Below are 9,113 nucleotides of genomic sequence, written 5' to 3' on the forward strand. Positions count from 1 at the left end.
CCAGGGGCTCCTCACCGGGCCCGAACCGCGCCACCGGGCGACCAAGAGCGAAACCCGCTCACCGCCCCGACGAACCCCTCATCAACCCCGCCGAGCCAAATCCCGCCCAGGAACACCCGCTCGACACCAGCCACCTAGGACGCCGGGCCAGCCGGCCTCGTACTCGAAGTACGCGGCGTCGTCGTCGGCGCGGTTCGCCCAGTCGTCGTGGACGAGGACGACCTTCGTGCCGTCGGGCGTCGGCGCGAACCGCACGGTGATCCGGGTAGCGCCGCCGGGATCGCTGGCCGGGTGCCAGGTGAACGCCACCCTGTCTGGCGGGAGCCACGTCAGCACCGTTCCCCAGACGTTGGTCGCACCGCCGCGGCCTCGCTCGACGATCTGCCCGCCGACCTCGGGGGCCATCCGGACGTCCGCCGCCTCGAGCCCGAACGCGGAGTGGTCGACGAGCGGCCACCAGGTCGCCATCCCCGCGGTGAACACCTCGAACGCCTGCGCGGGCGGCACGGTGACCTCGACGCTCGCGGTGAGCGCGGCGGGCTCGGTCGGCGTCGTCGTCATCGGGTCACCTCCGGCAGAGGTCAGGAGTCGCCGGGCTCGGCGCGCCAGCCGCTGTGCTTGCGTGCGGCGACCCAGGCGGCGACCTGGGTGCGGCGCTGCAGGCCCATCTTGGCGAGCAGGGACGTGATGTGGTTCTTGACCGTCTTCTCCGCGACGGAGAGCCGCTCGGCGATCTCCCGGTTGGACAGTCCCTCGCCGATGAGGTCGAGGACCCGCAGCTCGCTCGGGGTGAGGTGCTCGGTCGGGTCGTCGTGGCCGGCCTTGTGGCGGGTCACCGTGCGCTCGTCGAGCAGGGTGCGCCCGGCTGCCACCGCCCGCACGACGTCGGTGATCTCGGCGCCCCGCACGCTCTTGAGGAGGTACGCGACCGCGCCCGCGTCGAGCGCCGCGGCCAGCGCGTCGTCGTCGTCGAAGGAGGTGAGCACGATCGCGCGCACCTCGGGCTGGGTCAGGCGGACCTTCTTCATGAGGTCGATGCCGGTGCCGTCGGGCAGCTGGAGATCGACGAGCATGATCTGGGGATGCACGAGGCCGGCCCGGCGCACGCCGTCGGCGACGGAGCCCGCCTCGGCCACGACATGCATGCCTTCGGCGCGCTCGACCACCTCGGCTATGCCTCGTCGGACGACCTCATGGTCGTCGACGATCATGACCGTTATGACGGCCGCACGGTCGGCGGAAGAAGTCAGGTTGCTGATCACCACGTCGGCATCGTAACGAGGACTTGACCCCCGCGTGGCATCGAGGGCCCCGGCGCGCGCAATTCGCGGCATCCTTGACCCCGCGACAACCCACCAGAGAGGCCCCGATGCCGTTCACCCTGCTCGTCCCCACCAACCTCCCGCTCCCGCTCGAGGTGCCCGACGGCGTCGTCGTCGTCCCGTACGCGGTCGACGCGCCGATCCCCGCGGAGCATGCCCACGCCGACGCGCTGGTCGTGTGGGCCAACCCCGCGGCGCAGCTCGCGGACTGCGCGGCGCGGCTCACGCGGCTGCGCTGGGTGCAGACGCTCGCCGCCGGGCCGGACGCCGTGCTCGGCGCCGGTTTCGCGCCGGACGTCGTGATCACCTCGGGCCGCTCGCTGCACGACGGCCCGGTCGCCGAGCACACCCTCGCGCTCGTCCTCGCGGCCGCCCGGCGCTTGCACCTGCTGGTCCGGGCGCAGGACGCCCACCGGTGGGCCGGTGAGCTGGGCGGCGTGCAGCCGGCCCGGCCGAGCGACTCGTTCCGGACGCTGGCCGGCGCGCGCGTGCTGGTCTGGGGCTTCGGTTCGATCGCGCAGGAGCTGGCCCCGCACCTCGCGCTGCTGGGCGCGGAGGTGACCGGCGTGGCGCGCTCGGCCGACGAGCGCGGCGGCTTCCCGGTGATCGCCACGGACGACCTCGACGCGGCCCTGCCGCAGGCGGATCTGCTGATCACGATCCTGCCCGGGACGCCCGAGAACTACCGCGCCGTCTCCGCCGAGCGCCTGGCGCTGCTCCCCCGGCACGCGTGGGTGGTGAACGTGGGTCGCGGGTCCACGCTCGACGAGGCCGCGCTGGTGGCCGCGCTGCGCGCCGGCCGGCTCGGTGGCGCCGCGCTCGACGTGTTCGAGACCGAGCCGCTGCCGGCCGACTCCGCGCTGTGGGACGAGCCGAACGTGATCGTCTCCCCGCACGCCGCCGGTGGCCGCCCGGTCGGCGCCCCGGCCCTCATCGAGGCCAACCTCGCCGCCCTCCAAGCGGGCCGCCCCCTCCGCAACGTCGTCCGAGCCCCCTCCGCACCCTGACGAAACCTCCGCCGAGAAGTCGATTTCCGCCCATCCGGAGGCGATCCGACGGGCGGAAATCGACTTCTCGGCGATGACGGGTGACGGGTCAGCGGGGGGTGCGGGGGCGGGGTTGGCAGGTGGGGCAGAGGTAGGACGAGCGGTTCATGAACTGGTCGCGGCGGATGGGGGTGCCGCAGCGGGGGCACGGCTCGCCCTCGCGGCCGTAGACCGCCAGGGAGCGGTCGAAGTACCCGGACTGGCCGTTGATGTTGACGTACAGCGCGTCGAAGCTCGTGCCACCGGCGACCAGGGCCTCGGTCATCACTTCGGCGGCGGCGTCGAGCAGCCGCTCGACCTCCCCGCGCCGCAGGGTCGCCGTCGGGCGCGCGTAGTGCAGGCGTGCGCGCCACAGCGCCTCGTCGGCGTAGATGTTGCCGACGCCGCTGACCAGCGTCTGGTCGAGCAGCGCGCGCTTGGCGCCCGTCCGACGGCGGCGCACGGCCGCGACCAGGCCCGCCCGGTCGAGCGCGGGGTCCAGCAGGTCCCGCGCGATGTGCGCGACCGGCCCCGGCACGACGGCGGCGGGCGAACCGAGCCCCCCGGCGGCGCCGTCGGGCACCGGAACGAGCTCGGTGACCGACAGGTGGCCGAAGGTGCGCTGATCGACGTAGTGCAGCTCGCTGCCGTCGTCGAGCACGAGCCGCACCCGCAGGTGCGGGGACGTCGGGGAACCGTCCCCGGGGCTGCGCACGAGCAGCTGGCCGCTCATGCCGAGGTGGGCCATCAGCGCGGCGTCGGGCAGCTCGCCGCCCGGGGCGTCGAGCAGCAGCCAGAGGTATTTGCCGCGGCGCACGGCCGCGTCCAGGCGCCGGCCGGCGAGCTGCCCGGCGAAGTCCAGCGGGCCGCCCTCGTGACGGCGCACGCTGTAGTCCCGCAGGACCTCCGTGCGCGCCACCGTGCGGCCCAGCACGTGCGCGGCGAGGCCCGCACGGACAGTCTCGACCTCGGGGAGCTCGGGCACCGCTGGCGTCAGGACTCGCCGGCGCCGGTCTGCAGCGCGCCGTACGCGAGCGCAGCTGCCTGCTGCTCGGCGATCTTCTTCGCCGACCCGGTGCCGACGCCCCGCACCTCACCGCCGACGACGGCGCGTGCCGTGAACGACCGCGCGTGGTCGGGTCCCGTGCCGTCGACCTCGTAGACCGGGCCCGCCAGGCCGAGCTCGGCTGCGAGCTCCTGCAGGGAGGTCTTCCAGTCGAGGCCCGCACCGAGGCCCGCGGCGGCGTCCAGGGTCGGCCCGACGAGGCGCTCGACGACGGTGCGCGCGAGCTCGAGCCCGTGCGAGAGGTAGACCGCTCCGAAGACCGCCTCGAGCGTGTCCGCGAGGATCGAGTCCTTGTCGCGGCCGCCGGTCGTGAGCTCGCCCTTGCCGAGCAGCACGTAGGCGCCCAGGTCGAGCGTGCGGGCGGTCGCCGCGAGGGCGCGCTGGGAGACCGTGGCGGCCCGCATCTTGGCGAGGTCACCCTCGCTCTGGTCGGGGTGGCGCCGGTACAACGTCTCGGTGACCACCAGGCCGAGCACGGTGTCCCCCAGGAACTCCAGGCGCTCGTTGGTCGGAATCCCGCCGGCCTCGTGCGCGAAGGACCGGTGGGTCAGCGCAAGCACGAGAAGCTCGGGGTCCAGGTGGACCCCGAGCTTCTCGATCAGCTGGTCAGCCGAGGCAGCGGCCACGTGAGACGTTTGCGTCGGCAACACGAGAGCGAAATCTCAGTTCGCGTGCTCGGTGCGCATCGCCTCGACGTACTGGCGACCGTTGTAGTTGCCGCACGTCGGGCACGCAATGTGCGGACGCATGTTGCCCTTGCACTGGGGGCAGGTCGTGAGGGCGGTCGCAGTGGCCTTCCACTGCGAGCGGCGCGCACGGGTGTTGCTGCGCGACATCTTGCGCTTCGGAACAGCCACGGGCTAGCTCTCTTTCGTGTCGTCGAACGTTCCCTGGAGCCGGTTCAGCACGGCCCACCGAGGGTCAAGGATCTCATGCGAATGATCCGGGTCGTCCGCCAGGTGCGCTCCACACTCGGAGCACAGTCCCGGGCAGTCTGGCCGGCACAACGGTCGGAACGGTAGTACAGGTACCACCGCATCACGCAACGCGGGCTCGAAATCGAGCAAGTCGCCCTCGAGCTCGCGCTCGTCCTCGAGGTCGTCACCCTCCGCTTCCGCGATCCTGGCCCGGTCGGGATAGTTGTACAGCTCCGTCAGAGGTGCATCGACGTCGTCGAACACCTCGTCCAGGCAGCGCACGCACTCCCCGACAGCCCTACCACGGACGCTTCCGGTGACCAGGACCCCCTCCATCACGGCCTCGAGCCGAAGATCCAGCTCGAGGTCCGTTCCGGCGGGAATGCCGATCACGTCGGTGCCGAGGTCCGCGGGTGCTGGGACCGTGCGTTGCACGAGTCGCATCGATCCCGCTCGTCGACCGAGCTCGTGAGTATCGAGCACGAAGGGCGATCGGGGATCGAGGTGAATCGGGCGCTCCACGGCGGCGGTTCCAGACACATAGGACGTCAGCCCGTGCCAGACCGGCAGGACCAACGGTCGAGACTACCCGGTCGCGCCGGACCACCCAAACGCTCCGCGTGTTGCGCGTCTCGCGAGCGTGTTTCGCACCTCGCGCGGGTGCCTCAGCGCGCCGGCTCGGCGCCGCCGAGGCGCCCGGCGAGCTTCGCCCGACCGGCCTGCACCTGCGTGAGCACCTTGCCGAGGTCGGCCTCGAAGTCCGCGAGCCGCCGGTCGCAGTAGTCGTCGGCGTCGCGCCGCAGCCCCTGGGCGACCAGCTCGGCCGCGGCCTCGATCTCCACCGCCCGCTCGCGCGCCGCGAGGGTGATGTGCTCGACGTCGACCAGCTCGGCCGCGCGGATCCTGGCGTCGGCGAGGACCTCGTCCGCCTCGGCCTGCGCCAGGCCGCGCGCGGCCTCGGCGGTGGCCAGCAGCTCGTCGGCGCGCGTCAGCTGGGTGGGCAGCACGTCGTGCGCCTGCTCGAGCAGGTCGAGCAGCTCGGCGCGGTTGACCAGCACCGAGGAGGACATCGGCATGGCCCGCGCGTGCTCGACGGCGGCGCTCAGCGCGTCGAGGATGCCGGTCAGGCCCTCGGGCTGGGTCCGGTCGTAACCGTCCCCCTGGACGTAGGTGGTCTCCGTCATCGGTTACTCCTTCTCGTGCGCCGGCACGGTGCCCAGCGCGTCCCGCAGCACAGCCTCGACACCGTCCGGCACGAGGTCCTCGATCGACCCGCCGAAGCGGGCGACATCCTTGACCAGCGACGACGCGATGTGCCCGAGCGCCGGGTCACCCACGACGAACACCGTCTCGACCCCCGCGATGTGCCGGTTCATCAGCGCCATCGGCAGCTCGTGGTCGAAGTCCGCACCGCCGCGCAGGCCCTTCACCACGGCGACCGCTCCGACGTCCAGGCAGAAGTCGGTGAGCAGCCCCTCGACGAGCTCGACACGGACCCCGTCGAGGCCCGCGAGCGCGGTGCGCGCGAGCTCCACGCGGCGCGCGGCGGGCAGCAGCGCGGCCTTGGAAGAGTTCCGCGCGACGCCGACGACGACCTCGTCGAACATCGCGCGCGCCCGCCGCACCACGTCCAGATGGCCGAGCGTGACAGGGTCGAACGAGCCCGGGCAGACGGCGATGGTCACGCGGTCAGGGTAGCGAACCAGAGCACCGTATCCCCGTACGCGCGGCGGTCGCTGCGCATCAATCCTTCGGGCCAGCGCGGCTCGGGGCTGCGCGCCGAGCGCTCGACCACCACGACGACGCCGTCGGCCAGGGTGGGGGTCGCACCGCTGGTCAGCCCTACGAGCACGTCGGCGAGGTCGTCCTCGCCGAGCTCGTACGGCGGGTCGAGGAGCACCAGGTCCCAGGGCTCGGCGACCGGCCGGCGCACGAAGCGCTCGGCGGTGTCCGCGACGACGGTGACGCCGTTGAGGCCCAGGGTGGCGACGTTCGCGCGGCACACCTGCGCCGCGGCCCGCGCGGAGTCCACCAGGGTCACCGCCAGCGCACCGCGGCTCGCGGCCTCGATGCCGAGCGCTCCCGACCCCGCGAAGAGGTCGAGCACCCGGGCGCCGTCGACCACCCGGAAGTGGTCCAGCCGGGAGAACAACGCCTCGCGGACCCGGTCGCTCGTCGGCCGGGTGCCCGCGGGCGGTACCCGCAGCGTGCGACCGCCGACGCTGCCGGCGACGATCCGCGTCACGCGACCGCCCCGCTCACGCGTGCAGCGACTTGGGGGTCTTGATGTGCGAGCACACCGCGAACGCGATCGCCGAGGTGGCGACCTGGGCGATCAGCACGGGCGTGGTGGTTACCCCGAGCACGATCGCGATGAGCACCGGGACCAGCCCGAGGATCACGACGTCGGGCCCGCTGGCCAGCACCCCGCCCACCCCGACCGGGAGTGCGCCCGCGGGGGTCGACACGAGCGGTCCGGACCAGTCGGGCGACGCCCGGTAGGCCGAGCGCACCGCCGCGCCGGCCCACACCGGCGTGGACAGCACGCCGAGCACCAGCCAGCCGCCCAGGCCGCCCTCGAGCCGCGCGACCGACCAGAACGCCGCGAGCGACCAGAGCAGCATCACGGCGCCCGGCACGATCATCCGCAGCTTGCGCACGTCCTTGGCGGACAGCGGCAGCAGCCGGTCCAGGATGGGCGACATCTCGGCGCGGCGGGCGCCCTCGGCGGTCGCGACGGTCGCGATGTACCCCGAGATGATGAACGCGGCGACGAGGACCCCCGCGTTCGCGATCTGGTGCACCCCGACGACGACGGCGGGCACGCACGCGGCCGCGATCACCTGCACGACGTGCCGCGGAGACCTGCGGAACACCGCGAGGTCGGCGGCGACGATGGCGGCCTGTGCCGAGTTCACCCAGCCGAAGCGGGTCGTGTGGCGGCGGCGGGTGGCCGCCGCGCCGTCGGTCAGCGCCCGGCCCAGCTCGCGCGAGTCGAGCGAGACGACCGCGCCGACGGCCTGGCTTGCGACCGAGCCGCTGTCCCGCAGGTCCCGTGCGGGGATGCGCGCGAGGCGCCGGTCGAGCAGCGCGGCCGCGGCGAGGACGAGGCCCGCGAGGATCGGGATGACGTAGGCCGGCGGCGGCGGCACGTCCGCGAGCCGCCAGCCCGCGAACGCGCCGGCCAGGGCCAGGATCGGCACCAGGCCGAGGATGAGGTTTCCGGCGGTGGCGATCCGGCGCCGCACCGCGCCGAGCGACTGGCCGATCCCGGCGAGCAGCACGATCGCGGCGGCGCCCAGGCCGCCGACGGCCCCGACTCGGAGCACGGCGCTCACCGGACGCGCCACCTCCGTGGGCTGGCCGAGCTCGAGCAGGGCGAGCAGCACGGCGCCGACGGCGCCCGCCAGCAGGGGCAGCCGGGTCGCCGCGGGACGCAGCAACCCGCGCCGGTCGACGGGGAGCGAGAGCCACCAGGTGGCCTCCGCGCCGCCGACGCCGACCGGGCCGAGACGCCCGGCGAGCGAGAGCAGCACCCCGATGATGCCCAGGACGGCGAGCGCCGCGAGGCTCGGGATGCTCAGGTCGGGGCCTTGTGCGGGGGTCGCGGGGGCCGGCGGGAGCGCGTCGCGCATCGCGCTGACCACGCCGAGGGCCACGGCGATGCCGATCGCGGACGTGACGATGGCGTAGTACACGTCGCCGAGGAGCTGCCCGACGCCCGCGTCGCCGCGGCTGCGCGCGGTCGCGGTGGTGAACTTGCGGACCTCGCGGCCCGACGGCACCGGGAGGGGAAGGTCGAGCGATTCGTCGGGGGCGGACTCGTCCCAGGCGGATTCGTCGGGCGAGTCGTCCGGGGCGGATTCGTCCGCCGAGTCGTCGAGGACGGCGTCGTCCGAGGTCGACCCCTCGAGTGCCGATTCGTCCGACGTCGAGCCATTCTCGGCCGCTTCGTTGGGCGCCGGCTCGGCAAAGGCCGACGCATCACGCGTCGACGCGTCGCGCGCAGGCATCGGCGCCGGCACCCGCGCACGGTTCTTCCGGGACCTGCTCACCGGGTGGGCTCGGCACGGATCGCGCGCGCGGCCTCGGCCACGCGCAGCTTGACCGACTTGTCGTCGCCGACCAGCACGGCGTCCGTGGCGACCGCCTCGAGCAGCTCCGGATCGTGGGTGGCCATCAGCACGGCTCCCCCGCCGGCCGTCTCGGCACGCAGCCGTTCGGCCAGCGCGGCCCGCATCCGCTGGTCGAGCCGCTGCTCGGGCTCATCGAGCACGAGCAGCCGACGGGGCCGGGCGAAGCCGGCCGCGAGCAACAGCCGGCGGCGCTGGCCCGAGGACAGCGCGACGGGCAGCACGTCGGAGTGGTCGGTGAGCCCGAAGTCCTCCAGGAGCTGCGCGACGACGTCGCCGGGCTTGGACAGTCCGTGCCCGCGCGCGGTCAGCAGCAGGTGCTCACCGACGGTCAGGGCGGGGAAGTACGCGTCGTCGTCGAGCACGCTGGAGACCTGGGCGCGGAAGATCTGCTCGCGCTCGTCGACCTCGCGTCCGAGCACCCTGAGCGACCCGCCGGCCAGCTCGAGCAGGCCGAGCACGGCACGCAGCACGGTCGACTTCCCGGACCCGTTGGCGCCGACGAGCGCGAGCGCCCGCCCCGCACCGAGCGTGAACGAGACGGGAGCGCAGACGGGCTCGCCGCCGTAACTCAGGACAAGGTTGTCCGCACGGACAACGGGGGAGGCAGCCACCGACCAAGCGTACGCACCCCCCGCCCCACCCCGCGC

The 9,113-nt window shown here is 73.8% G+C and carries 12 protein-coding genes; 1 reads left to right on the plus strand and 11 read right to left on the minus strand.

Annotated elements, in window-relative coordinates:
- Positions 1-81: 81 nt before the first annotated feature.
- Together VIM26_RS13970 and VIM26_RS13975 are read right to left on the minus strand one after the other, a co-directional pair.
- Positions 82-561, minus strand: coding sequence for an SRPBCC domain-containing protein (locus VIM26_RS13970; protein WP_331952183.1), 480 nt, complete (start codon positions 559-561; stop codon positions 82-84).
- 20 nt (positions 562-581) lie between these two features.
- On the minus strand, positions 582-1,211 hold the full coding sequence (locus VIM26_RS13975; RefSeq protein WP_331952202.1) for a response regulator transcription factor: 630 nt from the start codon (positions 1,209-1,211) through the stop codon (positions 582-584).
- A 158-nt stretch (positions 1,212-1,369) separates the two neighbouring features.
- Here VIM26_RS13975 and VIM26_RS13980 point away from each other — a divergent pair, with 158 nt between their 5' ends.
- The gene (locus VIM26_RS13980) at positions 1,370-2,329 is read left to right on the plus strand and encodes a phosphoglycerate dehydrogenase (RefSeq protein WP_331952185.1); all 960 of its coding nucleotides are present in this window, start codon (positions 1,370-1,372) and stop codon (positions 2,327-2,329) included.
- Between the two features lie 88 nt (positions 2,330-2,417).
- On the opposite strand, the gene mutM is transcribed toward VIM26_RS13980, so the two are convergent.
- From mutM to VIM26_RS14025, 9 genes are all read right to left on the minus strand, one after another.
- Positions 2,418-3,332: a bifunctional DNA-formamidopyrimidine glycosylase/DNA-(apurinic or apyrimidinic site) lyase gene (mutM, locus tag VIM26_RS13985; protein ID WP_331952187.1), complete on the minus strand. Its 915-nt coding sequence runs from the start codon at positions 3,330-3,332 to the stop codon at positions 2,418-2,420.
- Positions 3,333-3,340: 8 nt separating this feature from the next.
- Entirely contained in the window at positions 3,341-4,039 is a 699-nt protein-coding gene (gene rnc, locus VIM26_RS13990; RefSeq protein ID WP_331952189.1) for a ribonuclease III, read from the minus strand.
- Between the two features lie 36 nt (positions 4,040-4,075).
- A complete protein-coding gene (gene rpmF / locus VIM26_RS13995) occupies positions 4,076-4,270 on the minus strand; it encodes a 50S ribosomal protein L32 (protein ID WP_331952191.1) in 195 nt (64 codons plus the stop codon).
- Positions 4,271-4,273: 3 nt separating this feature from the next.
- A complete protein-coding gene (locus VIM26_RS14000) occupies positions 4,274-4,852 on the minus strand; it encodes a YceD family protein (protein ID WP_331952204.1) in 579 nt (192 codons plus the stop codon).
- A 143-nt stretch (positions 4,853-4,995) separates the two neighbouring features.
- Positions 4,996-5,514, minus strand: a complete 519-nt coding sequence (locus VIM26_RS14005) for a hypothetical protein (protein WP_331952193.1) — start codon at positions 5,512-5,514, stop codon at positions 4,996-4,998.
- 3 nt (positions 5,515-5,517) lie between these two features.
- A complete protein-coding gene (gene coaD / locus VIM26_RS14010) occupies positions 5,518-6,015 on the minus strand; it encodes a pantetheine-phosphate adenylyltransferase (RefSeq protein WP_331952195.1) in 498 nt (165 codons plus the stop codon).
- Positions 6,012-6,575: a 16S rRNA (guanine(966)-N(2))-methyltransferase RsmD gene (rsmD, locus tag VIM26_RS14015; protein ID WP_331952197.1), complete on the minus strand. Its 564-nt coding sequence runs from the start codon at positions 6,573-6,575 to the stop codon at positions 6,012-6,014. Before rsmD ends, coaD begins: the two co-directional genes overlap by 4 nt.
- 13 nt (positions 6,576-6,588) lie before the next feature.
- Positions 6,589-8,343 (minus strand): DUF6297 family protein, encoded by a 1,755-nt coding sequence (locus VIM26_RS14020; RefSeq protein ID WP_331952199.1) that lies wholly within the window; start codon positions 8,341-8,343, stop codon positions 6,589-6,591.
- Between the two features lie 38 nt (positions 8,344-8,381).
- Positions 8,382-9,077 carry an ABC transporter ATP-binding protein gene (locus tag VIM26_RS14025; RefSeq protein ID WP_331952200.1) on the minus strand — a complete coding sequence of 232 codons (696 nt, stop codon included), beginning with the start codon at positions 9,075-9,077 and terminating at the stop codon, positions 8,382-8,384.
- Positions 9,078-9,113 lie beyond the last annotated feature (36 nt).

This window comes from Pengzhenrongella sp. (genome assembly GCF_036565025.1).
Taxonomy (GTDB): Bacteria; Actinomycetota; Actinomycetes; order Actinomycetales; family Cellulomonadaceae; genus Pengzhenrongella.

Bases quoted from the DNA above. Each gene is read 5' to 3' on its own strand.
- VIM26_RS13970 (WP_331952183.1), bottom strand. From the start codon at position 561: ATGACGACGACGCCGACCGAGCCCGCCGCGCTCACCGCGAGCGTCGAG.
- VIM26_RS13975 (WP_331952202.1), bottom strand. From the start codon at position 1,211: ATGATCGTCGACGACCATGAGGTCGTCCGACGAGGCATAGCCGAGGTG.
- VIM26_RS13980 (WP_331952185.1), top strand. From the start codon at position 1,370: ATGCCGTTCACCCTGCTCGTCCCCACCAACCTCCCGCTCCCGCTCGAG.
- VIM26_RS14005 (WP_331952193.1), bottom strand. From the start codon at position 5,514: ATGACGGAGACCACCTACGTCCAGGGGGACGGTTACGACCGGACCCAG.
- VIM26_RS14020 (WP_331952199.1), bottom strand. From the start codon at position 8,343: ATGCCTGCGCGCGACGCGTCGACGCGTGATGCGTCGGCCTTTGCCGAG.